Consider the following 22,406-nt stretch of genomic DNA (forward strand, 5'->3'; position numbering starts at 1 on the left):
TTCCGCACCTTCGACAAATCGCCCCATCTGCGCCTCTTGTTTCAGCGGGTTGATTTAGTCTAGGTGATCACGCGCGTTTTTACACGGCCTCGGCCAGAAACCAATGCCTGACGGACTTCTCCGTGCATTGAGATCAGAATCCCGAAGGAATTATTTGATAACAGTTATCAAATCAGCGAAGCCTGCTTCAGAAGACGAAATTTTATATTTTCAATTCATTTATTCGATGCGTTTGATATGCCCCGTATAAAATAAATTTTCGGCAACCTATTGAATTTCCGTAGACCATTCGTTAATCTTGATTTAAGGAAGCTAATTTTCAGACTAGTCGCGACAGTGTCCAGCGATTGCCAATAAAACGACGCTGCATTTTCGCCGGGTCGGCGCGAGGGCAGATTGCCGTACGTCCGAAATCGGACCGTCCGGACGACGCGAACTGAAACTGAGCCGAGTTGCTACATGCATGTAAGCCGGCACCAAAGGTACGCGGCTACAGGGCAAATCAACACAAGGAACTTACATTTTGACGACTCAAACGAACCACGCAGGAACACTGAACGACGCCGACGAATTGAGTCGGCCGAACCCCGATTTACTGGCAGCTATCGCTGAGCATCGCGCTGCTTCGGCCGAACATATCGCGTATGTCGTTCCGATGTCTGAACTGTGGGAGGACGTAGCGGACTCTAACGAGAAATGCATCGTCATCCCGTTGCCGGGTATTTCAGCCGGTGAAATCGACTACAACGATGAGCGTCTGTACGCGGAGGTCCGCTATTGTCCCGATGGGACTGCGCTGGAATGCATCATGATAGCTCGCGAACGTATCGCTCTGTCGGGCGTTGCAGTCCATTTGACTGCCGCCGAGCATCACGGGCGGCTGTATGTTCTGTGGGACTTCGATGACATGTGGGCATTTTCGGAATACCGATTCAATGGTGAGCTGGCAGAAGATATGTGGGTCGCGTCACGCGTCGCTGAGAGCCATTCAACACCGGGCACCCCTCATCTACAGTTGGCGGACTCGCGACGCGTTATCGATATTTCCGAGCACGTCGTAGTCGGGATTCCGGCAACCTGCTAAGGCCAGTTCGAAACCGAACGCTCAGCACGGGCCATTCGGGAGATTCTCAATACGGCCTGTCGTCGCAAAGCAGCGAAAAAAACGGACAAACCAACGTCAAAGATGCAAACAATCGAAGTTTCAGTTGATAAGCAGAAAACGCAGGATTTCGACGAGGACGACGTCCTCGAAGAGTTCATCGAACGAGTACAGCATCGCGCAGCAGAGCCCGACTCGCCGCGAGTTTTTGTCGTACCGCTGCCCAAACTGTTTGGCCTCTCAGTGGATGATGGGGAAAAGTGCGTGGTCATCCTGCTCGAGAACATGTCGCCTCGATATATCAAATTCCGGTCTGATTATCTGAGCGCCGACGTTCAAACCATGCGGGATGGCAGGAGTGCGGCGTGCCTCTTCCTGGCGGAAGGTCGTGTCATCGTCTCAGAGAAGATTATCCGAGAGGTGTGGCCCGCAGACTACGACCGCCTCATCGTTCTCTGGTTGTTCAGAAATTCGAATGCGAAGCTGTACGAATACTTCTACCACGATGACATCAACCAGGAGTTCTCGACGGCTTGCGAGATTGCGGAGTGCCTCAATGAGGCGCGCGATGAGGCGGAGGGGGAAAAAACTGCATTGGTGTTCGACAGTTTTCAGACTCTCGGCGATACGGAAGAATGACAACTCTAGGAACTGTTTCGACAATCTGATTACGGAGGCTCATGCCTCCTTTTTTTTCAAACAATAGAGCCGCTACCTCGATGAGCGCAGTCATCTAAGACCTTATACGTAGGTACCGACGCCTGAACCGGAAACCCGTCTTCGTCGCTGTCGCCATTCCTTGACGCGACCACGAAGGATGTGCGGCAGCAGCAGCCACAAACCGCTCTTGCGGTAATTCAGGCCGCTTCCAAGGTCGGAGACGTTGGAACCTTGTAGTGCCGCCTTTCCGCCACCTAGTCCGAAAGGAACCTCTGCCACTGTGACTTTGTCAACAGAGGCAAAAGATTCCCCCTCTCGGCCGCCATCCCGAACTACTAGCGGATTCGCGTGTGACTGCCTGGCGCAGTGTTCATGCAGCGTATAGAGGTGTGGTGCGCGGGCAGTGGCTCGCCACCCAGGGCGGCAAGCCGCGCCGGAGTGCGACAGGTACCACGGGCGACGGTGGTAACGCCGTCCCCCTCGGCAGGGACTACCGTTACCCCTGCGACAACAATCTGCATGTGCAGATTTGTGCACCATTAAGTTAGCGGCGTGGCGTGTTGCCTCAAGAAGGAATGTTACTCGCCTGATTGTTGTCGTTTTTCCTTTTTATCTTTTTAATGGCTTGCCGGGCGCGGAGCGACCGCCCCCCCCGGCGACCTTCAGCTTTCCCGCAACTCACACTTCGGTTGGCACATCAGCAGACCTTCGCAGGCCACCCAGAATCAGTTCTTTTACGCGCTCTGCTCGCCACGCCTTGACCCGACGCTGCAGCGTCGGTAGTTGTGCCTGACTTGCATACGCTTCTGGAAACATCGCGGCCAACTGATCCATCAATACGTTGGCCGGCACAGAGGGCTCCGCAATCAGCCATCCTTCGATTAGCGGCCACGCGTCGGCGAACGGATCCACCCGACTTCTCCACCAGTGTTTTGCCTTGGGTTGCTTTCGGTGTGTCGGACGTGCCTCACCTTCCTTCCATGCCGAAGAGAGGCTGGCGAGGAAGACGGCAACGTCTGATTCGCCTGCTGGCGCTGCTTCACCACGCACGCCGTGGGCCGCGAAGTCGCTCAATGTGTGCTGAGCCGTTCGCATCTCCTGCAGCAGCCGCACAGGATCGAGGCTTTTGAACTGCGCCTTCAGGTTCTCTTTGGTAGCGGGTTCGCCGCTGTCGTGTGCCAGAAGCCGATCGCACGGCGTCGCCGGCGCGAAGTAGACCCTGTGCACGCGCGCGCCGTCGCGCGTCTTGGACTTCAGCTTGAACGAAGGCTGGAAGAAGTTAATGTATAACCGCGATGACGCGTATAGCTGCGCCAGCGCGTTCCTGGCATCGGCGCCACTCAGCCGGCCATAACCGACCAGCCGACGTACGACGGAGCCGTTCTTCTGCTCCACCCAGGCCTGGTCGTTCTTCTTGTAGGCCCTCGAGCGCGTCTGCACAAGACCGCGACCCTTGCAGTAGTCGAGGACGCTCTGGTTCATGAACGCACTGTCGTTATCTGAGTCTACGCCAAGCATCGCGAATGGCAGCTCAGCGGCCGCCACCTTGTCAAACGCTTCGATAATCAGCATCTGGTTGCGCGTACGCATGGCCACGCATTCTGTCCAGCCGCTGGCGATGTCGGTCAACGTCAGCGTGTGGACGAACTCACCGTCTGTCTTCGAGCCGCCGCAGTGTTCGACCATGTCGATCTCGAAGAAGCCCGGTGGCGGGTCGCGCCAGTCGGCGAAGGTACGCACCGGGATGCTGCGCCGGATCGCCGAGCCACCCCCCGTGCGCCGTCTGCGCTGCCCATCGATGTGTGCGCGCGCATTGGCTAGCATGCGATCGATGGTCGCCGCGCTGACCTCAAGGAGTTTGGCCTTGATGACTGAATCCAGGTCGAGATGGCCGTGCCGTTCCATGGCGTCAACCAGCTTCGGGATCAACGCCTTCAGGCGCTTGCCGCAAACCCGGTCGGCCGCTTCCCACAACACCGTCAGCGCCTGGCGTACCGCCTCGTCGTATAACCGGTTGCGCCCGCGCGTCCCCTTTGCTGCGCCGGGCTGCTCCCGCAGCAGCCGGATGGCGTGCTTGCGGTGATACCCGGTCAGAGCCACGAACTCGTCGAGAATCCTGATCCGGTCACCGAACGTCGCGCTTCTATACTGCGATTGCAATGCTGCGACCAACTCTTTGCGTGTCGTCATGCTGATTCGCCTCGTCACCTCGCGCCGCTCCTGCCGGACAATCCGGCTGGTAGCAAACTACGTGAGGCAACAGGTCAGCACGAGTTGCAATTCTGATGAGTCAATGCGACCGGCCGTTCTGCTTGACGCTATCCAACAATGTCCCTCGCGTTCGGCATTCTCGTGTTTTTTTGAGGCCTATAGGCACCGCAAGGCGCGGACAGATTGAATCGACGGATTTCGTTTCCAGAAGCGCAATTCATCTCCGCCCTGAAGGACGGAGTTTTCTTGCGGTCCGTGGGATAAAACTCGTGCCTATAAGGTCTGTAGCGGCTCCAACGAAAAACATCGGCAAATAAAATTCGAGAGACCTTTTATGAAAACCCTAAGAACCAAATTCAAAGAAATCGCCCTCGCCTCTCCGGAGGCCCCGCCTGCGTGGATAGCGTGGGCGCTCGTCGCTGTGACTAGCGCTTTCGCATGGACGGGAGTGCCCTATCTGGTGTCATTCGCTCGAACGCTGACTTGGTAGGCAGGATTAGTCGGACGTCTTTGCCGAATGCTCGACTGCGGAGCAAAACTCCGCATCCTCCTTTCTCTTCGCGTTACAGCCAGTTGCAAAGAAAAACGAGTGCTGGATTGCCAGCAAGTCGATCCCGCGCACCGCCGACGAGTCCAGTGTCCAGCCCAGAGGTGGCAATTGCTTCGCGAGCTTGCCTTCGGAAACGATGCGGCTAGAGTCTGTCTGCGTCTCCGCACCGGGCAGTTTTTTTTGGCTGTACCAATGGTCGCCTTGCGCGGGAGACTTCGAGATTCCTGCCCCGGATGTTCCGGCCGGCGTGGATTGCGATGTCTCAACCTGATGACGCGCAACAGCGTCAACAACAGCGGCGTCAGGATCTGCCTGCGTCAAGCTCCATTGGATCAGGTGGCCGGGCTCGAGGTCAGGTCGAATAGACTCCAAAGCGGATTGAGCTCGGCCAGCCCGGGCGGCCTCCATCATCGACAACGGAGCGAATGCGGTTCCCGCCAGGCTAGTCGAATCAAACCGGTCGCCATCCACGTAAGCATGTCCCTCAAGCGGATTACTTGAGATATAGACCACATAAATCTGGTCGTTATTCACGCCGCCTTTCTTCAGCCGGCCGAGGATTTCCTTCGTTGACATTAGACCCGAGTTGTCTGCATAGCCGCCATCCGTGATTGCGATTTTGTTTGGATATTTACCGTGCGGGTCGCAGGGAGCCCCATGAGAATCGGCTTTCGCCACACTCGGCGTGAAGGAGTTTGCGCATACGTAACCAACTGAACTAACGAGCGGAAAACGCGCGCTGTCGTATGCTGCATTTGCAGCCTCATCCTCAGGGTCCAAGGCCAGGGTGTCCGGCATTGCAATTCCGACATTCGAACGGATGGCCCGCCGTCCATCAACCGCTGATGTTGAGTTGAAGACAATTATCGGGTCACGCCCGTACCGCCCAACTGGCATTGCAAAGCCACTGGAAAAGTCGTTCTGGGTGTTGTGACCGGCGGCGTCTGTCTTGAATTCCGCCCAAGCTTCGTCCCAGCTGCTTCGCAGTGCGTCGTCGCGGGCTGCGGGCACATGAACTCCCGGCATCGCGCTTAACGGCAAGTCATGCAAAACAAGAAGGTTGGCCGATTTCGAAAGGAAATCAATCGAAAAGTAACGGCTAATGATGTCACCGCTGGCGAAACTTGGATCTCCTTCGGGACCCATCCGGTGCGGGAGAATTCCCTCTTTACGTCCCGCGTTCCACACCAGGGTGCCGAGCGCTCCTCCTGAAACAGCACTTACGGCAATCACGCGGTCTCCAAACGCTCCGCCGCTAAATTCATCAGCATGCGCCAAAGTCGCGGCCACATGCTGCGCTGCCCTTATACCACCGCCCGCGGCAGACACCACTATGACAGGCCCAGCTGCGTGAAGTCGCATCCACTCTTTCAGATACGCATCAAATTGGTCATCGACATCGACTTCGGATGCCCCATAGCCGGAACCATACTTCAACCAGGTAGGCGAAAGACGCGCGACCGCTCCCGCAAGAAGGAAAAAGCAAAGCACAATGGCCCATGGTGTGGCGTACCCCAAAAAGGCAGCGCCACAGTAAAACCACGACACCATCCTTCGCGACACAGCATTGCACCGCGGTTTAGTAGAAGACAGCGCTGGCTGCGGCTTCTTCGTAGCGACTCCCGGATCCTTGGCGCCCCCCTTTGCAATCATCGCGACAAAAGCGCCCCGCCTTCTCTGGCGGTCGAGCCACTGCCTCCTGCAAAACCTCGCAGTGAGCCGGAAATTCAGAGCGACGACCGCGAGCGCGCTCAGTAACAAAGGGATGGAGCACAGCGCTATCGTTGAGTTGTATTTAAGGATGAACCTGTATGCTCCAGCGACCAGTAGTAGTTCCGAAAGCCCTATCACTATCCACGTCAGCCTGCCTTCTGGTCGCGGCAATTTGAGCAATACCACGGTTACAGCAGACGGCAGCATCCATACGATCGTCAGGACAAGGGCCGGTCCAAAGTCGAAGCCGGTAGAGGGGTGCATCGCCTTGCGCAGATAGACGCTAAGGAAAAGCGCGGTCAGCGTAGCTAGTACGAGGAGCGAAAAATCAGCGACTTGACCAAGACTCACATCTTTCTGCCTGAATCCGAGACAGATCAAAGCGACGGAGCCGAAGAACCACAACGAAAAGGCCAGCGACCATAAGCCGACCATCGAAAGAAGCGACGCCACAAACACAACCGCGGTGGCTAAAAGCCAATCGCGTAAAGGTCGAAAGGACGCCCTCAACAAGGACAGCGTTACAAGGAACATCATCAAAGACACGCCCGCGAGGGACAACGCCATATCAGGCGACGCAATCAACGGCCCCACGATGAGCACGTGCGATGCTACCGAGAGCAGTAACAGGCCTGAGATGCCTGTGCCGACCACAGGCGCTAGGCCAGCCTTTCTGAACTTCAGCAAACCTTCTTGTAATGCTCGTTGATGGTATGTCCACAAAACGGTCAGGAAGAGGAGGTTCAAAAGCACGCAGATCACCGCGTCCAGCGCAGTTGCCTCGAAGCCGCGCATTCCCTTTGTCGTGTTGAAATAAAACGCAGCGCCAAGCGCACGAAGCAGTGCCTTGGATTGGTCTGGCACGTACAGCACCAGTCCGTACGCGATCACCAATGCGGTTGGTAGCAGCAGATATTTCAGGCTAAGCGTTATGCCCGCGAGTCCTCTTTGAACGGGAAACGTCCCCCACCAGCGCAGGAACTCCTGCCTGCGCACGTAGAGAATCGCCAGCAGGCCAACAAAAACGCCGAGAATGACCAGACCGGTCGCCCAGGTAATCCCTTGAATTTTCATATCTTTATTTGAAAATCTAAAACCGGTTGCAATACGTGTGTATCTCGCTATCCAACGAAGGAGTTACCTTGAAAAGATTTCCATGGATGCCGTTCTACATCTTTGCTGCAACGGCCATCCCATTGCTCACCCTCCAGATTACCTGGCAGCTAGCTGAACAATTCGTCACTCACGCGGTTGACCCAAAGTTGCTCCTTACGGCGTGCCGCCTTTTCCCGCTTGCGGCAGCGCTTTCTGTCTGGCAAGTGTGGTACGAAGAGTATTACTTGATACCTCGCTACTCGGCGGCTTACCGACGGCGCGTCGGGCTTCCGGTCGACTGAACAACCGGCGTAAGTGAAACGCAATGCCGCAAGAACTCCAGCATCCGCCCATGGATGGCTCAGGTTGTCCTTGGGTGACCTGCCCGTGCTATCAGCGCACTACGTTGTTGCGCTGACTCACACGAGTCCGGCGGGGTACCTAGCAGCCGAAAACGCCAATGTCTCACGTAGGTGTACCGCGAGAAATCCTCGCGTGCCAGCGGTTCGATCTTCGCTCTGACATGAGCCAAAGCTGCAAGCGCAGTCCGCGCCCAATTCGACGCGCCCTCGCTTTTCTCTCGCCCACTTCAAAACGCATACTCCGTGGACACAAACGAGCCCCGCCTGCGTAGAGCGAGCCACCGCTGCATATCGGCGCCACCAACGGAATCTTTAGTCCCGAAGAAATCGGCCGTTTGAATACCTTCGTGTCACTTTCGCTGCGAACTCATCCGCCCACGGCCTGACCACCCTAGCCAGCTATCGAGTCCACGACGACAAGGAAACGTGTCAGCCTTACCTTCTCGGGAGACCAACGCAAACAAGGCACTCTCACTGGACAATCCGATGCTGTGAAAGATGGTATTGTTAAGTGATGTTGTCACTGCAAGCATAAGCCACCCAAAAATCCTGTGTATCGGTGACGTATTGACTTGGACATATGCTCCATATCTGCGCGGAATAGCGACGCCAGTTGCCGGATTTGCGACAGCGCATCAGCTTGTATGTTTTGCCTCACAATCGACGTCACCGGGGAATGTCATGGATGTAACGCTATATAAGTACATGCCGCTGAGATACCTTTCATCGCTACTCGAAGATGGACTGTATCTCGCCTTGGCCAGCAGGTTCCAAGATGAATGGGAAGGCTATTTTCCGACCGAGAGAGTGCATGTCCTCGCCCCAGACTTCGAACACATGGCACACGCGTTAGGTGAGCAGGCAGATACTGAACTCCGGGATAAAGTGTTCGCCTTGATGAATCGCTTCATGGCGGACTCGCGCGAAGGGACATTTGTCGACTGCTGGCATGAGAACGACCAGTTCTCGCAGTTCATGTGGGACGAGTATGCCAAAGGCGGCGTTTATGTGAAGACGACTGGTATGCGCATGCACGAAGCTATCCCAACTGAATTAAGTCAGCTATTCGAATACAAGGGAAGTCAGCGCAACCCGCTTTTGATGGAAATATCCTATAGAGAATCGTTGGACGATCTCACAAGCAAGGAAGCCCATCGCACTTTGCTCGAACGGAATGCGTACTGGGTCAAGCTCGATCGTTTCCTCAAAGAGAGGGAGCGCAGGCTCATCATCAAGGCATCAAAGTATGCGGTCCTCACCGGAACGCCGCTGGCCAACGCTCACCCGGTCAAGGGTATCGAGGAGTTACAGATCGAGACTCGTGGAAGGACAAAAATACACGAAGTTGACGGCGAGCTTGCCGGATTGTCTGTTTGGGCAGATCCAAAAATTCTGGTCGCCGAAGTCGGTTTGGTCGGCGAATCGAACGAGCAAACGGTTCGCGAGCTCTTTGGCAAATATGGCATCGTGGCTCCTATACGCCGGCTGGATGCCGTAATCGCTGCTGCCTCGCAGTCGCCCTTGTGACGAACAACTTATCTCGGTGCTTTCGAGGCCACGGGCGGTTGCCGGAAACGATTGACACACCACCGTATCGATAACGCATATGCGCCCACGCACTTCAGCGAGCTGCGCGCAGTGGACTTCGCCGACAGCCGTGCAGGCGAACATGCCCGCACCTTCCTTGCCGGCTGGCAAGGCAAGCTGGTGTGCGACGACTATGGCGGCTACAAGACGGGATTCCAGCGGGGCATCACTGATGCGCATTCCGGTCAAGTTTCATCCAAAAGACTTTGATGCAATTTAGCCATTTTTGCGATATCGTGAATGCAGGTCAGCGATGCGAGCATCGAACACGCTGGTCAGACACGACATATCAGTACATTCTTTCGTCACCTGCTCCAGCCAGTTTTGCTGTTCGATGCGGACCCCGACGTCGTTCCCCCCAATACGGCCCTGCGCCGCTTCGTACTCTTTGAGTTCCCGGTCGTACGCAGCTGCCAGCGTCGCACTTTTACAAATGTTGGCCCCCAAAAAAGTGCCATCGTCGGTGCAGCCGACTGTTCCCGGGGCGGTCTGCGTTGGTGCGCTCTGTATCTGCGCGAGAGGGGCTTCTGGCGTCGAACCGGCGGCCGCGGCTACAGTGTCAGAAGTGACGACCCGCTCGTTGGTCCCGAGCGCCATCCCACTGTCAGGTCTTTGCTCGGCTTGTCGCGGGTCAAGCGCGACAACCGGATTCGATGCAGCATCAGTGGGGGTGACATTTGCAGTCTGTGGCGAACTCATCGTATTGACCGGAGCACTTTCCGATGAGTGCTGCGATGGCGAGGTCAATTGGATAACCGCCATTCCGACAATGCAAATCCCAATGCCGTACAACACGCGCTTGCCGGCACGGCCAAAGTTTCTTGTGTCCGGCTCATTGTTTTTGTAGCCAGTCTTGAAACGGCGGTCGACCTTACGGGTATCAAAAAAACCTGCCATACCCACCAACCCGGTGACGACGCCCACCAAAACCAGCACTACCCCGATGTTGTCCATATTTTCTACTTTTCATTGACCTTGCCGAAGCCTATATCAACGCCGGGCAGGTGAAAACAAATTGGTCAATCTTCGATGCGACAACCGTCGGTAACAGGTTACGGCCTCGTGGCCCGCCACGTTATGGTTCGTCTCGCCCACCATTGGGCTGTCGGCATCTGACGATTCGTCGCAGAGCTTTGCTCCAACCCCGAAAAGCGCCGTATCAACGTATGGCAAGCAGCGCGTACTCAGAACAGGTGGGCTCGAACAGGCAGGCTTCACGCAGGGATATTGGCGCGAATCTCCGGTAGACACCTATCGCGCGCTCACTCGCACTAATCAGGGCGTCGGAAGGTGACAACATAGTAAGTCGCTGATTGCGCCTTGCGGCCGAACAATGCATCGAAGCATCCAGGCTGTACGTTTACGCCAATGCTATCGACCCGGTAGAACTCCCACCCATCGCGCGCGTATTCGTTCACAACTCCTTCCAGATACGCGGCAGCCTCGTTGCCTCTGTGCTCGCGAGCGCGAACAGCAACATTGGGCGGCACCTGAACCATTTTGTACTCGAATCCCATACCCTATCCCAAGCCCAAATATGGCTTGACGACATGTACAGCCGAAACTTTAGGCTTTTCTGTGAGAAACAACGTAATCACAGAACCGAAAGCCGGTTAGCCGCGAATCCTTCATAGCACTGAAAACGTTCCTGTGATATCACCGGATATTTTTCGCACTCACTCGCCGTCGATTGCTCAAACGCCTGTTCAGAAGATACGAGTTCTGGAGCCGCGAGTGCGCCACCGGCTGCCTTGAGCCGTTTCAGAAAGAGCGCGTGCTCGATTCCTTGTGCGCTGCCGCGCTTATATTCGCCGGAAGTGTTGAATTCCAACAACGAAGAAACGATCTTTTGGGAACCCGCCAACGATTGCGCGTCGTCTGTTGCGCAGTACAGAACGGTCGTCGGCCTGTTTGCTACCAGAAGAAAAGCGTACACACATGATTGCGGGGCCGCAGCGAAAAACGAAGAAGGTGCCGCCGCGGCGCCCCGAATAGCTACTGCACCCGGTAAATCGACGGGCGAAAGAAGTGCTGCATTCGTAAAACCAGCCTTGGACACAAGGTTCGCCTCATTACCCAACTGACGCGTCAACACGTCAGGCGGCAGAGCACGTAGCAACTGAACAGCGCTATCGAACCATGATATCGGCACAAATCTGTCACGCTGGCTCACAGTCCGGACTTGCCAAATGGATGTGTCCACTGTTCCCGTTGCCGGCTGGCACATTGCCACTTCATCTTCGGTGGGCCCGGGAAGCATGCACGTTGCATTAACGCCAAACGACGGAAGGTTCGCTTTCAGCCGGACGCTTCCAAGGCTTAACGTTTGCGACTTCCACTCGGCTGCCGGAACCGGTTGTGGCTCAGCTGGCGCAGGCGCCACGGCCGCCGGCATACTCGCGGCGTCGAGGGGCGCGACAACGTCAGAGTTCGTGCGTTTGTTCGCCCCGGACAGCAAAACCCCGATTGCCACCGCGCAAACCAAACCAAAATAAGCGGGCGCTTTACTTGTAGACATGGTTCTTGGATTATTATCTCGGAGTCAAATACTAACGCGCGGTTCCGAGCTTAGCCAGCGCCTCATAGCGAGAAGACCATGACTGAGAACAACGACTTTGCTACGCAAGTAGCCTTTGGTACGGACAATTTCGCCGAAAATCCTGAACAGCGCTGTCCATGCGTGCTAATCCTGGACCGTTCGGGCTCCATGGCTGGAGAGCCGATTGATCAACTGAACGCGGGACTTACGCTGTTCAAAGACGAACTCGCAGCTGACTCGCTCGCCATGAAGCGAGTCGATACTGCGATTGTGACTTTCGGACCTCCGGCACTTGAAATGCCGTTCCACACGGCTCCGAACTTCTTCCCGCCAACTCTGACTGCCCAGGGCGATACACCAATGGGCGCGGCAATCAATCTGGCGCTCGACACTCTTGAGGCACGCAAAGCCGAGTACAAAGCAAATGGTATTTCGTACTACCGTCCGTGGGTGTTCCTCATTACCGACGGCGGCCCTACGGATGCCTGGCAATCAGCCGCCGCTCGAATTCGCGAAGGCGAAGCGTCGAAGAAATTTGCTTTCTTTGCCGTCGGCGTGCAAGGCGCCAATATGGATACCCTCGCCCAGGTTTCCACTGCCCGCCAACCCCTGATGTTACAAGGCTTGAGATTCCGCGAGCTTTTCCTATGGTTGTCTACTTCCATGGCGGCTGTCTCACGTTCGACGCCGGGCACCGAGGTCCCACTCGCGGTACCCACGGGTTGGGCCTCAGTGTGAACTGGCGAGTCATTGGCGCTTCGGTTGTCGGCAGTTCACACGTTCAAACGTCAGCACCGTGTCAAGACAGCTGCTTCTATCACGTCGCGAAGGCCGCCGATGGAAGCGATTTTCTGGTCGCTCTTGCGTCTGACGGCGCGGGCAGTGCCCAATTTGGCGAAGTTGGCGCGGAGATAGCGTGCGAGACCGGCGGAAAACTCCTGCTCGCAGCGGTCGAAGCTGCCGACGGAGCACGACTGACTGTTGAACTGGTTAGCGAGTTACTCGAGGGTGTTCGTGCTGAAATCTCGAAGGCTGCGACCGTGCGGGACGTCGCGACGCGCGCTCTCGCTTGCACCTTGCTCGGCGCAGTCATCGGCCCGACACAAGCCCTCTATTTCCAGGTGGGAGACGGGGCAATCGTTGCGAGGCACGAAGGCGGACTCGCGCCTGTCTTCTGGCCGGAGTCTGGCGAATACGCGAACATGACCTACTTCGTCACGGATGCCGACGCCCCAAGCCATTTGCGCGCCGAAATTCGAAGCGCGACTGACGAGGCAGCGCTGTTTAGCGATGGCCTGCAGCGCCTTGCCCTTGTGTTCTCCGATGAAACAGCGCACGAACCATTCTTTGAACCTATGTTCAAGGCGCTGCGCGCATCAACAGATGAACAGACCGACTCGTTACGCTCAGCGCTGGAGCGGTTCCTTGGTAGCAAGGCGATAAATGAACGAACTGACGACGACAAGACATTAATTCTTGCAACGCGCGCGTTGGGGGCAGTTGATGTCAGCGGCGTTTGACGAACTTGGAAACCAGCTAAAGCTGGGTAAAAAGCTTGGCGAAGGCGGCGAAGGGGCCGTCTTCGATGCCATGCATAACGGCGAGAACGTTGCCGCGAAGATTTATTCCCAGGCACTTCCGCCTGAGCGGCAAGCCAAATTGCGGGCAATGGCACAGGTCGGTGACACGTATCTGAAGCAGATAGCAGCGTGGCCAATTAGCGTGCTGCTGACGAATAGACCCGGACCGGTAGCCGGGTTCACTATGCCGAAGTTCTCCGGCTACGAACCCGTACATCAGCTCTATGGTGTCGCAAGCAGACGCCAGACATTCCCCAAGGTCGATTTTTCGTTCCTTGTGGGGACTGCGAGAAATATCGCTGCTGCGTTTGACGCCATACACGCACACGGACACGCGATCGGCGACGTCAACGAAAACAACATCATCGTCAGCCACCAAGGGACAGTCAAACTACTCGATTGTGACTCGTTCCATGTGAACACGAGCACAGCCAGCTTTCCATGCACTGTCGGGGTTCCGCACTATACGCCACCAGAACTGCAGGGCCTCGGCTCGTTTCACGGCGTAACGCGGACCGCAAACCATGACAATTTCGGCCTTGCCGTCCTGATTTTCCAACTACTGTTTATGGCACGCCATCCGTTTTCCGGCGTACCGAAGATAGCCGGCGACTTGCCGTTGGAGCGGGCCATCAGGGAATTCCGCTTCGCATACGGCGCAGACCGGCTCGCGCGATTGAACGACATGCCTCCCAGGGCCCTGGGGTTGGACTACTTGCCGCCGGCAATGGGCGACCTTTTCTGGCGTGCATTTACGGAAGCTGGCGCAAAATACGGTCGCCCCAAAGCCAAGGAGTGGGTTGCAGCGCTAGACAGCCTGCTGCAATCGCTGAGGTCTTGCAGCACCGAGCCTCGTCACAAGTATCCGGGCCAGCTGAATTCCTGCGTATGGTGTGAACGCGACAAGCTAGGAACGCCGTACTTTACCCCTGCATCTGCGACCGGACCGTCCATCAACTTTCAGGCCATGGGTGCGAACATCAGTGCCCTTTGGTCACAGATTCAGGCGCTCAGCGCCCTGCCGCCACTACCGGTATTTACGCCACAGCCCTTCAACGTTACTGGACGGCCAGCGCCAGCATCGGTGAGCAAAGGCCTCGCCAAGACGCGGCTGACGTACGTGGCCATCTGCTTCTTTGCGTTCCTGATGTCGCTCGCTGTACCCAAACTCTGGCCGCTGTGGCTCGTGGTTGGGTCGGTCGCCATCCACGGCGTAAAGCTGCCGACACCAATCGAGTTCATCACGCGGAAAAGTGTTGTCGATAGCACGAAACGTGCGTACGAGCAGGCACTTTCGATCTACGAGAATCTGCGAACTGACCGGAGGCTTTCTGACAAAGCACGCGAGGTAGGTCAAATCAAGGCTCAACTCGATGGCTTGCCACAGGTACTCGCACAAGAGCTGAAACAACTGCAGGCATCGTTAGTTGCCCGCCAGCTGCACGATTTCCTGGACCGCCACTTCATACGCGCAGCAAGAATCGCCGGGGTGGGCGAGCAGCGCAAGCAGACACTGGTCTCGTTCGGCATCGAATCGGCCGCGGACGTTACAGAGTCTGCAATTGCTGCAATTCCAGGCTTTGGTGCCGGGCTTACCGCAAATCTTTTGGCATGGAGACGCAGAATCGAACAGCGCTTTGTTCCCGTTGCCGGCACGAGTCCGACGCCGCAGGACATCAGTGCTGTGAACAGCAAAGTGGCGTCCATGCGAACGCGACTGGAACAGCAACTTAAAGACGGCGCAATCAAGCTGCAAGAAATCCGCAACGACATCGTCGCGAGACAGAATAGCGCCAGAAGTGCGCTTGAAACGACGTCGCACGCCCTCGCGCAGGCCGAAGCTGACCTTGCAGTTATGCAGGTGCGGTGATGACGAGGCCAATCGACTTGAAAAGTAAATTTGTCTTTGTATGGTGTTTCACTGGTTTCCTGGCTTTAAGCACCGCCCTGGCGCAAGAGACGCCCATCCAGGTTGAGCAGTTTCTCAACGCTTTCCGCGGGAAGCCCGTTGGACCAGTCTCGCCTGCTCCCGCAGCGCTACCACCGACAGCGCCTCAAACGTCGATTCCCGGACAATCACAAACGGCCTGGCAAATTGCTCAACCGTCTCCCTCAGCGCAGGGGCAACCAATCTGCCCGCCTGGTGTTGACCGCGTTGGCTGCACGAGTGAGGCCAATCAAAGAGTGCCGACAGACTGCCCTGCAGGGATGGCTCCCGGCCCTTACGGCTGCATACCGACGGCGATGCCCCCAAACGCCCATCGTGTCTCATCAGATGGTCGATGGCAATGTGACGACGGCTATTTGCGGTTTGGCGCGGTGTGCATGTCGATGCAGACGCCGCCGAATGCGCATCTGACGGGGACTGGCAGCAACTGGGAATGCAACACTGGATTTCGACGTCTGGGCAACGCGTGCGTCGCCATAAATGTGCCGCCAAATGCGCATCTTGCGGATACCTGGAACGGATGGGCATGCGACTCAGGCTACCGGTCAATTGGCAACTGGTGCGTCGCCCAATAAGAATTATCCGCGGCTTGCCTGAAGGCCGAGGTCTTCAGGCAAGCCGTGGATAAATTCCCGTTCCTGACTGAAACCGGTTCGAAGAGCGTGCCGACCTGGGCGCTGCCGGACAACTTCAAGAACCACGGCAACTACGTGATCAGCCTCGCGAACGTCACGCGCTGGCTAGGTCAGCAGGTCGAGGCGCTCGGCGTTGAGATTTCCCCGGGCTCTCCTAAGGGGTTCAGTTAAACCACCGGTACACGCCTATTTGCCGACATCGCAAGATTGTCATCCAGCGCCCTAAAGATTTCAGCCCATCCGCCGATATACAGAGGACACTTGTCGGCATCGAAGTTACTGCCGCACAGTACCCTTGAAACACTTAACAGACTGCGGATGAGAATACTCGCTAAACTGACTCGAAATCCATGGCAGACGGTTGTACTTGGTGCGATTGGAACTGTAATCGTAGTCATCGCAATAGCGGTAGCTGGAGGTGAGGTCACGGCGGGCGTCCTGAAATTCAGCTTCAAGGGGATTCTGAACCAGAAATCGCCGGACTTGACCATTCCTCCCGGGTTAATCCCCGCACCAGAAAAGCAAGGTCACGAGCAATCAGCCTCATCCGACACTTTCGCCAACGTGCCACAAGTGGTCGCGCAGCCCATCTCCCTCGAGCAGCCGCAACCACAGGTCACTGCGCCTCTTGTACAGCCCGCCCCCATTCTGGCGGCAACTTCGGAGCTGGCGGTCCCGCTGGGCCGATCCGAGGTCGAAGCAATGAAACTGCTGGATGGCGTCAAGTACGCATGGAGGGTTTCCGAAGGCGGCATGACGCTTGAGTACATGCAGGACGCCTTTGGTAGTGCCAACTGGAACGTCGAAGAACGTTTTGTCGGCAACCGAGCTACATCTGCAACGCTGACGCTCGATACTCAAGCGGCTGAGATAGCCAATCTGATGTCCTCAAATTGGAGCAAACAGTTCAATACCGTTCACGACCTATGTTATGGCCGACGTTACCTGACAATGAAGCGTGACTGGGATAACAATATGCAACTGATCGATGGCAAGATTGATCAGGATGAAATCGACGTTTCCCAGCGCATTAATGTGGATGAGACGCCTCCCTGCCCATCTGCTTCAGACTGCGAGCTAGGCACCTGGTATTCGCAGCGTGCCGACTTGACGTACAAGGTTCCGAATCTTTGGTACGTCTTTGTCAGCATGCAAAAGTCCAGCTTTGTGCGTGACCAAGGACCCGACGAACACAGGCGTTTCACATACAGACGCGATCGGTGTGCGGCCAAGGTTACCTATTCGCTTGACGGCTCCGCGCGACCAAGCCAGGTTGAGCTGTTGCCGTAAGGACACGGCTAACCTGCAGCTGCTGTAAAGGGCCCGGAGGGTTTGCGAATAAGAGAATGGGCCTGCCTGGAGTGTGGCGCGTATCATCACCGCGACATTAACGCGGCAGAAAACATTCTCGCGGCGGGACGTCGCCGTCTAGCAGTAGGAATCCCCGTCCATCCCGCGCCTGGCGCCGCAGCCTCAGGCTGAGGGCCGGGGGGACGTCAAAAACCCTCGTCTAACCTAAGTGTCCTGCCGGCGCACGCCAGTAACAAAGACGTTGCCGCCACGAGAAAATGCATCGCGCCTCCAGGAGTCCCAGATCTCCACGCGGTCGAACGACTCGTCGATGAGAAGCTGACGAAGCACGGTTACATCTGTCACTCGCAGGTCGTGAGTCTCGGCAAATGCTTCGCCATTTGACGAACAGGCATAGGCGTAGTCCGCATGTAGCAAGCTGTCTATAGTCGCGTCCCGACGAAAGCGAAACCGGAGTGAGACGTCGTCTTCTATGCCTGTTGGCCCGCACTCCCAATCCTGCATCCACTCCGAATTCAGATTGGGCGAGTGAGCCACCTGCAGGACAATTCTTCCGCCGGGTACGAGGGCTTTTTTTATCCTGCGGAGGACATCGGCCATCTCTGTCTCGTCAGCGCAGTAATGAATGCACCAAGACAGCGACGCTACAAGATCGTAGCGCTCAGCCGCCTGCAGATCCTGCATCCGACCGACCCAAGCGGCATCTACACCAACCTTGCGTCGTGCAACTTGAACCATTTCCTCCGAGGCATCAAATCCTACTGCGGAAAGCCCACACTTCAACGCCTTCTCAATCAATACCCCTGTGCCGCAACCGACGTCAAGCAGACGGGCGCCGTCGCCATGCTCGCGCAGCAGATCCAGGACCAGTTGCTGGTCTCGAAAGTAGTGGTCCGGTGGCGTGTGCAGGTCGTACCGCTCCGCAAACGCATGAAAAAGATTATGCATGTCACTCGAAAAAAGACGTCAAGCCAGTGAACGCGCGTGCAGCGCGCTCGAGAACCGCCCGTCGCCGCTGTTCATCTACGGGGTCCGCTAGGCGGCCCTTCGACGATCGGAGCGGCTCCAAGCAATCTAGTAAGCGCGCCAGTTCTCGCGCCGACCTTACCCGCGACGGCTGAAGCGTAGCTAGTGCATTTATAAAATCCTTGACGGTGCCGCTTGCAGTCCACCCATAGAGAGAGTCGCGGCCTATCTTCAGCAGCTTTGCGCGGTTAGACAGCCCGGAGCCATCACATACGGGACAAACGGTGAGGTCGACTGGCGCCGCCGCCCCTGCCCTCACTGGCTTCGTCCGGGCGGCGACATCTAGCGTTGCGGCGACAAGTCCGTCCCACGACAGCCAATGATTGACCTCGGTTCCATCAATGCCTTTGCCCAGCTTTAAAAATGTTCCCAAACCCGGCCGCACCCAATGCCCCCAAAGCACGACGGTCTTCTGTTCCTTTGATAAGTCCCGCCAAGGTGCGTCATCCCAAATCCCTTCATCGATCATTCGCCGAAAAAACGGAATCATGACCGTGCGCCGGAAACCCTTCAGTTTCCCCCCTATTTCTCCAGTCAAGAAGTTTTCATCAAGCACCTTGGCCTTGGGGTTCCCGACAATCACGCGCTCCCCCGGATCGGACACAAATCCGCTTCCCTTGCAGGTTTGACAGCATCCCTCTGGACTAGTACGACTGAAGTGGGCTGGCTTGACGCGCCGTGGGCCGACGATCCTGCGGTCAAAGTCGGCGAGACGATCGCTAGCGACCGCGATCCGGTCGCCCGATGGACCGAGCAATTCGACGTATCCGTTGCCGAGCGCCCATGCATCCCGGAGTATTTCGTGCTTCGACGTGCCTCGTGCACTTTGTGGATTCAAGCGACGGCCGGTAACACGGACACGGAGCGGATCGCTTCCCCAACCCCGAAAATCATCGAGTCCCATTGAGACAGCACTGTCTCTCGCAGAATCGACCACCGACATAGGCACACTCGTGCCCCATACAGACACGGCGTCTAATAGCGGGTTGACGTAGAGCTGCGCCTTGCCGTTTCTCTCCCAAAGCCGCAGCAATTCCTCAATGGTCGCGCCCACTGGTGGCAACGTGTCCAAGGCGACTGAAGCCACCGCCTGGTCGAGATCAGCGAGATCGAGTGGTCGTTGCGCTTTTTGCGGGAAACGGAAGATTGCGGCGGCCTGAGCAAACTTTCCTTCGTCAGGCACGGAAACATCGTGTCCAAGGATCTGCCGAATCTCAGCGCGCGCAGCTTGGGCCTCAGCCAGATCTTGTGGCGACTCGCCCCGTGTCAATGCCGGAGCATTACTGCGTGTGTGCAACCTTCTGATGTCTCGCAGCGCCAGACCTGTTGCCGTTTCGCCTTCTCGCAACTCCGCCGGCGTGCCCGACGCTACGACATAGCCGCCGTTTGGGCCTCCCTGCGGCCCGAATTCAACTATGTAGTCGCAATTGGCTAAAAGGAACGGATCATGCTCGACCACGATAACCGTATTTTTTCCATCATCAACAACGTGACGCAGAGCGCGGTAAAGATGTTCTACGTCGGTCGGATGCAAACCGCAGGCCGGCTCGTCAATGACAAACACGGCGCCTTGCGTGTCTTCGACGGAAACGGCGCGGGCTATCCGCAGGCGCTGAATTTCGCCTCCGCTTAGCGTATCAAAGCTCCGGCCTAACGCCAGATGGCCTACCCCAAGTTCCGAAAGTGTGTGCAGAAGGGAACTGTCCATCCATGGAACTGCCGTGTGACCTAGCTCCGAAAGCGGCGTCATCAGCCATTCGGCCATATTCATACCCGCGACAAAAACCGACAGCACCTGACTTCCGAAACGCAAGCCTCCGCACACCGAGCACGTCCCGCCATCCTTCTCGACGCCCAAGCCTAGACAACGTTGGCAACGTCCTCGACCGGCATTGGTACTGAAGTCGGCGGCAACCAGGCCAAGTCGTCGAGCGTCATCCGTTGCGGTGAAGTCCCGTCGCATATTCTCTGCAATACCAAGATAGGTCGCGACGATGCTCCGGACGTGGCCGGCGGGAGCGGCCTGGTCAAGGGCAAAAAGACCCGTTACCTCGTCGGCCCCGTTCAGCCCCGCCCAGGTACCTTTCAAGGTCCGGAAATCATCCACGTCCGAGCGCGAGGCCGGGAGCTGGCCTCGCAATGCAGGCACGAGGGCGCCGCGGACGAAGCTGGACTTCCCTGAACCCGATACACCAGCTATGCAGGACAGCACACCAAGCGGCAACCGGACGCTCTGTTCCTTCACGGTATTGATGTTGGCGCGAAGGACCTCAAGCCACCGCGAACGCGGCGGTAATTTTCGGGTCACACTTTCTGCGGCTCCCCGTCCGTTCGCGTGCCCTACTTGCGCCTTTATGACCCGCCCCCCCGACAAACCCGCGCCAGGTCCCAACTGAACAACCAGTGCAGCTTCACGAACCAGCCGCTCACGATGCTCACTCATAACCACAGTATGGAACTGCGTCGCCCAAACGACAGCATGCGCCAAGTGAGCAAGGTCCGCCTCGTGCAACCCCCTGCCTGGCTCGTCGAGAACGAGCAGAAGTCCAGCCAGCCGACTGTTTAAAGCCGCAGCGAGGCGAATCCTTCTCGACTCCCCGTCGCTCACCTGAAGCAGGCTGCGGCTTCCGGTCAGATGCCCGAGCCCGACCTTTACGAATGATTCGGCCAAGTGAATAACGCCGTCTATCAGCGTGCGCGCCTCCCGCGCCACTGCGCCGGGCTCGATGCTCGCGTCAACTGATTCTCGCCAGTGCGCGGCTTTTTCTGCGAGCAGGGAGAACGGCGTCTCCAGAACCTCGCTAATCGACAGTCCGGCCACCCTTAGCGCACGCGCCTCTTCGCTCCATCGAGTCCCGTCGCAGGCCGGACAGCGACCAACCGTAACAAATCGACCAAGGGCCTCGCCGCTGGCACTAGGACGTCCTGCGCGCTCAAGAATTGCCGACCGAAATCCCGGGAAGGGATGCGGGCTGCTCATTTTCTTGCGCGTCTTCGGATCGACATCCGAAACTGGCTCGGCGCAGCCGTCCAGGATAAGTTGTCGAGCCCCGTGTGACAGTTTGCGCCACGGAATATCGGGATCGAAACCGCTCCGACCTCGGAGCCCTTCAATGGTCGAATGCTGAATGTTGACGTACTTATAATTTTTACTGGACCAAAGCGCCAGTGCTCCCTCGTGCATTGACTTATCTGCGTCCGCAATCAATACCGCCTCGTCGACGTTCGATGCAATACCCAACCCATTGCAGGCGGGACACGCGCCACTTTCCTCGTGTTGCGGTGAGTTGAAGGACAAAAGGTGGACCGTTGCTGCCCGATAAACGCGAGGTGAATCGGGGTGTATCCGATGAAGCCGGGTGCTGAGCCCCGATGTGAAAGCCTGACTCAATGCGGGATGGTCAAAATCAGGCAGCTCAACGAAGACGGCGCCGTTGCCCGCTGCCCATGCCTGCATCAGCAGCCCGTGCAATTTGTCGAAAGCGCTTTTCCGCAGCGTTAGCGCACCAACCTGCGCTTCTATTGTGTGCTTCACGTCAGTCCGAAGCGGCTTGAACTTCGTCAACGAAATCGAAGTGCCCGTTTCGAGTTTCTTCCCTCGATCTGTTTCGCTGAAGATCGTGGCTTCCTTGATGCCAGCGGCAATCAGACTACTCACGGCTTTCACGCCGTCAGTTGGCTGCTGAAACACGGGGACCGCCCACACAATGGCCCTCCCTGCCGCGTGTCGGACCAACCAACTTGCAAGCGCCTGCGGGGTCAAAGAGGGCACGGGCTGATTGATGTCCTCCGCGAAGGGCGCGCCGAACCTGACAAAAAGACGGCGAAGAGTACGCAGAAGCGCTGTAGAGGTCGCGACCGTACTTCGCGTCGATGCTTGAAATGCTCGCTGCCCAACAACCACCGCCGGCGGCAATTCGCCGATGAAAGCCCCTACCTGATTGACAGGTCTGTCCATCGATATTCCGACAAACCTCTGCAAGCGTTCGGACGCTACGGCCGCTATAGTCTTTTCAACGAGCGAGCTTTTTCCGGATCCCGAAATGCCAACAATAGCGGTCAGTTCATTTCTAGGTATACGAACGTC

General features: G+C 57.0%; 15 protein-coding genes and 3 pseudogenes. 10 read left to right on the forward strand and 8 right to left on the reverse strand.

All coding sequences use genetic code 11. The annotated features are described in order from the left end of the window. Positions 1-523 precede the first annotated feature (523 nt). Positions 524-1,084 carry a hypothetical protein gene (locus BM438_RS39575; RefSeq protein ID WP_093645988.1) on the forward strand — a complete coding sequence of 187 codons (561 nt, stop codon included), beginning with the start codon at positions 524-526 and terminating at the stop codon, positions 1,082-1,084. A 102-nt stretch (positions 1,085-1,186) separates the two neighbouring features. Next, entirely contained in the window at positions 1,187-1,741 is a 555-nt protein-coding gene (locus tag BM438_RS39580; protein ID WP_093645990.1) for a hypothetical protein, read from the forward strand. A gap of 699 nt (positions 1,742-2,440) precedes the next feature. Here the strand turns inward: BM438_RS39580 and BM438_RS39585 are convergent. Both BM438_RS39585 and BM438_RS39590 read right to left on the reverse strand, forming a co-directional pair. Continuing rightward, on the reverse strand, positions 2,441-3,952 hold the full coding sequence (locus tag BM438_RS39585; protein ID WP_093645993.1) for an integrase catalytic domain-containing protein: 1,512 nt from the start codon (positions 3,950-3,952) through the stop codon (positions 2,441-2,443). A gap of 517 nt (positions 3,953-4,469) precedes the next feature. Continuing rightward, positions 4,470-7,310, reverse strand: a complete 2,841-nt coding sequence (locus BM438_RS39590) for a hypothetical protein (RefSeq protein ID WP_093645995.1) — start codon at positions 7,308-7,310, stop codon at positions 4,470-4,472. Positions 7,311-8,374: 1,064 nt separating this feature from the next. Between BM438_RS39590 and BM438_RS39600 the strand changes: the two genes are divergently transcribed. Then, on the forward strand, positions 8,375-9,220 hold the full coding sequence (locus BM438_RS39600; RefSeq protein ID WP_093645999.1) for a hypothetical protein: 846 nt from the start codon (positions 8,375-8,377) through the stop codon (positions 9,218-9,220). 75 nt (positions 9,221-9,295) lie between these two features. After that, positions 9,296-9,454, forward strand: a pseudogene (locus BM438_RS39605) (IS66 family transposase); the annotation flags it as partial. A 42-nt stretch (positions 9,455-9,496) separates the two neighbouring features. Here BM438_RS39605 and BM438_RS39610 read toward each other — a convergent pair. The 4 genes from BM438_RS39610 to BM438_RS46465 form a co-directional block, all read right to left on the reverse strand. Further along, the gene (locus BM438_RS39610; RefSeq protein ID WP_093646002.1) at positions 9,497-10,234 is read right to left on the reverse strand and encodes a hypothetical protein; all 738 of its coding nucleotides are present in this window, start codon (positions 10,232-10,234) and stop codon (positions 9,497-9,499) included. Positions 10,235-10,439: 205 nt separating this feature from the next. After that, a complete protein-coding gene (gene yidD, locus BM438_RS47110) occupies positions 10,440-10,619 on the reverse strand; it encodes a membrane protein insertion efficiency factor YidD (protein ID WP_425270762.1) in 180 nt (59 codons plus the stop codon). Continuing rightward, positions 10,552-10,797, reverse strand: a complete 246-nt coding sequence (locus tag BM438_RS39620) for a DUF4177 domain-containing protein (protein ID WP_093646004.1) — start codon at positions 10,795-10,797, stop codon at positions 10,552-10,554. Before BM438_RS39620 ends, yidD begins: the two co-directional genes overlap by 68 nt. Before the next feature lie 77 nt (positions 10,798-10,874). Then, entirely contained in the window at positions 10,875-11,453 is a 579-nt protein-coding gene (locus tag BM438_RS46465; protein WP_244179556.1) for a hypothetical protein, read from the reverse strand. A gap of 423 nt (positions 11,454-11,876) precedes the next feature. Between BM438_RS46465 and BM438_RS39630 the strand changes: the two genes are divergently transcribed. From BM438_RS39630 to BM438_RS39655, 6 genes and pseudogenes are all read left to right on the forward strand, one after another. Continuing rightward, positions 11,877-12,557 carry a vWA domain-containing protein gene (locus BM438_RS39630; protein WP_093646008.1) on the forward strand — a complete coding sequence of 227 codons (681 nt, stop codon included), beginning with the start codon at positions 11,877-11,879 and terminating at the stop codon, positions 12,555-12,557. Next, positions 12,554-13,339: a PP2C family serine/threonine-protein phosphatase gene (locus BM438_RS39635; protein WP_093646075.1), complete on the forward strand. Its 786-nt coding sequence runs from the start codon at positions 12,554-12,556 to the stop codon at positions 13,337-13,339. The genes BM438_RS39630 and BM438_RS39635 overlap by 4 nt, the downstream gene beginning before the upstream one ends. Next, positions 13,323-15,269, forward strand: coding sequence for a helix-hairpin-helix domain-containing protein (locus BM438_RS39640; protein ID WP_093646011.1), 1,947 nt, complete (start codon positions 13,323-13,325; stop codon positions 15,267-15,269). The genes BM438_RS39635 and BM438_RS39640 overlap by 17 nt, the downstream gene beginning before the upstream one ends. 701 nt (positions 15,270-15,970) lie before the next feature. After that, positions 15,971-16,138: pseudogene (locus BM438_RS39645) on the forward strand (electron transfer flavoprotein-ubiquinone oxidoreductase); the annotation flags it as partial. A gap of 162 nt (positions 16,139-16,300) precedes the next feature. Then, positions 16,301-17,272, forward strand: a complete 972-nt coding sequence (locus BM438_RS39650; protein WP_093646015.1) for a hypothetical protein — start codon at positions 16,301-16,303, stop codon at positions 17,270-17,272. 27 nt (positions 17,273-17,299) lie between these two features. Beyond that, positions 17,300-17,464: pseudogene (locus BM438_RS39655) on the forward strand (zinc ribbon domain-containing protein); the annotation flags it as partial. Between the two features lie 33 nt (positions 17,465-17,497). On the opposite strand, the gene BM438_RS39660 reads toward BM438_RS39655, so the two are convergent. Together BM438_RS39660 and BM438_RS39665 are read right to left on the reverse strand one after the other, a co-directional pair. Next, positions 17,498-18,241, reverse strand: coding sequence for a class I SAM-dependent DNA methyltransferase (locus BM438_RS39660; RefSeq protein ID WP_093646018.1), 744 nt, complete (start codon positions 18,239-18,241; stop codon positions 17,498-17,500). A gap of 1 nt (position 18,242) precedes the next feature. Then, positions 18,243-22,277 (reverse strand): excinuclease ABC subunit UvrA, encoded by a 4,035-nt coding sequence (locus BM438_RS39665; protein WP_143131835.1) that lies wholly within the window; start codon positions 22,275-22,277, stop codon positions 18,243-18,245. Between the last annotated feature and the right edge of the window lie 129 nt (positions 22,278-22,406).

Origin of the sequence: Paraburkholderia aspalathi (assembly GCF_900116445.1) — a bacterium.
Lineage (GTDB): Bacteria > Pseudomonadota > Gammaproteobacteria > Burkholderiales > Burkholderiaceae > Paraburkholderia > Paraburkholderia aspalathi.

Excerpts from the sequence above, each read along its gene's own strand:
- BM438_RS39640 (WP_093646011.1), top strand. The coding sequence starts at position 13,323 with ATGTCAGCGGCGTTTGACGAACTTGGAAACCAGCTAAAGCTGGGTAAA.
- BM438_RS39630 (WP_093646008.1), top strand. The coding sequence starts at position 11,877 with ATGACTGAGAACAACGACTTTGCTACGCAAGTAGCCTTTGGTACGGAC.
- yidD (WP_425270762.1), bottom strand. The coding sequence starts at position 10,619 with ATGCATTGTTCGGCCGCAAGGCGCAATCAGCGACTTACTATGTTGTCA.
- BM438_RS39590 (WP_093645995.1), bottom strand. The coding sequence starts at position 7,310 with ATGAAAATTCAAGGGATTACCTGGGCGACCGGTCTGGTCATTCTCGGC.
- BM438_RS39660 (WP_093646018.1), bottom strand. The coding sequence starts at position 18,241 with ATGCATAATCTTTTTCATGCGTTTGCGGAGCGGTACGACCTGCACACG.
- BM438_RS39665 (WP_143131835.1), bottom strand. The coding sequence starts at position 22,277 with ATGGACAGACCTGTCAATCAGGTAGGGGCTTTCATCGGCGAATTGCCG.
- BM438_RS39610 (WP_093646002.1), bottom strand. The coding sequence starts at position 10,234 with ATGGACAACATCGGGGTAGTGCTGGTTTTGGTGGGCGTCGTCACCGGG.
- BM438_RS39650 (WP_093646015.1), top strand. The coding sequence starts at position 16,301 with ATGAGAATACTCGCTAAACTGACTCGAAATCCATGGCAGACGGTTGTA.
- BM438_RS39620 (WP_093646004.1), bottom strand. The coding sequence starts at position 10,797 with ATGGGATTCGAGTACAAAATGGTTCAGGTGCCGCCCAATGTTGCTGTT.
- BM438_RS39600 (WP_093645999.1), top strand. The coding sequence starts at position 8,375 with ATGGATGTAACGCTATATAAGTACATGCCGCTGAGATACCTTTCATCG.
- BM438_RS39585 (WP_093645993.1), bottom strand. The coding sequence starts at position 3,952 with ATGACGACACGCAAAGAGTTGGTCGCAGCATTGCAATCGCAGTATAGA.
- BM438_RS39580 (WP_093645990.1), top strand. The coding sequence starts at position 1,187 with ATGCAAACAATCGAAGTTTCAGTTGATAAGCAGAAAACGCAGGATTTC.